A 1,408-nucleotide genomic window follows, 5' to 3' on the forward strand; every position below is an offset into this window, starting at 1 on the left:
CTGATACCAGCAGATCTTCTATCCATAATTATATTTCATTAATTCATGAGAATATAAAAAGCAGACTGCGGTTCTGTTCAGAAGTTCATTTTGCTGAACGGTTTATAAACGCAAGTGGTTGGAGAAGAATGTCTACTCTGGATTGTGAAAACGGTTCCTTAGTCATGATGGCAGGGAGACGATTACTGGCTGTTTGTCCTCTTCACTATTTGATCAATAAATGGTTTCATTAAATCCTGGTTCCAAAGCCTGTTAACCGGAATTTCAATGACCTCAAATCCTGATTTCTGCAGCAGTGCGATTTTCAGCAGAGTCGAACCTTTCCTGGTTTTGAAATCACCACCCACGTAATGAGATGGCCCCTGAACTTCAATCACCATGTTGTGATCTGGCAGTAACAGGTCAACCGGAGGTAATGAATTCAAACTCTTTTCTTCTTCAATCTTCAAAGAGGGCATACATGATTGGAGTTGATTGCGGAAGTCGGATTGACGTTTTGAAACGATTGTCTGGTAATGGGGGTTGAACGGACACGCTCTGCCAAGCCAACTGGCGGCCATGGCAATGGTGGTTTGATCCTCTTCATTATCTGGGAATGTATTTTCCAGGCGAGTCAACAGGTCATCCATGTGCTTTTCAAGCACGTTATTTTTATTAGCATTGGATTCTAGAGACAACCTTGCACAGCATACCATTACGCCCCAGAGAGACATCGATATATCTTGCCTGGAGAGCTGAGGGTTTTCACTGCTTGGGTAGACAAGCGATTCGAAAGTAGAGGTAACCATATTCAGCTCAACGAGTTCACCCAGTTTCGCCATGGCCCACAGCAGGTTGGCGATACCCTGTGGTGTAAAGTTAGCTTTCCGTGCGCTCACGTGGGGTAACAGCGCTGCCACGACCGCTTTGAACTCTGGTGTCCACTCCTGCCTGTTGTCCACCAGTTTCGCCATGGCCCACAGCAGGTTGACGATGTGCTGAGGAATAAATTGGTCTTTCTGTGCGTTCACGTGAGGCAACAGCGAGGCCACAGCCTTGTTGAGCGCTGGTGTCTGCTCCTGCCCGTTGTCCACCAGTTTCGCCATGGCCCATAGCATGTTGGCGATCTCTTGTGGTTTAAAGGTAGCTCTCTGTGCATTCACGTGGGGCAACAGTGCGGTCACGGCCTCGTTGAGTTCTGGTGTCGACTCCTGCCCGTTGTCCACCAGTTTCGCCATGGCCCACAGCAGGTTGGCGATACCTTGTGGTTTAAAGGTAGCTCTCTGTGCATTCACGTAGGGCAACAGTGCGGTCACGGCCTCGTTGAGTTCTGGTGTCGACTCCTGCCCGTTGTCCACCAGTTTCGCCATGGCCCACAGCAGATTGGTTATACCCTGTGAGATCGGAAGAGCTGGCGTGTAGGGAAAGA

The 1,408-nt window shown here is 48.8% G+C and carries 1 protein-coding gene; it reads right to left on the bottom strand.

Annotated features, from left to right (window positions below; translation table 11 throughout):
* Window positions 1-182: 182 nt before the first annotated feature.
* Window positions 183-1,408: RAP domain-containing protein (locus CX664_RS24640; RefSeq protein WP_146000327.1), on the bottom strand; the 1,226-nt coding region annotated here is incomplete at its 5' end.

Source organism: Endozoicomonas acroporae (assembly GCF_002864045.1).
GTDB classification, from domain to species: Bacteria; Pseudomonadota; Gammaproteobacteria; order Pseudomonadales; family Endozoicomonadaceae; genus Endozoicomonas; species Endozoicomonas acroporae.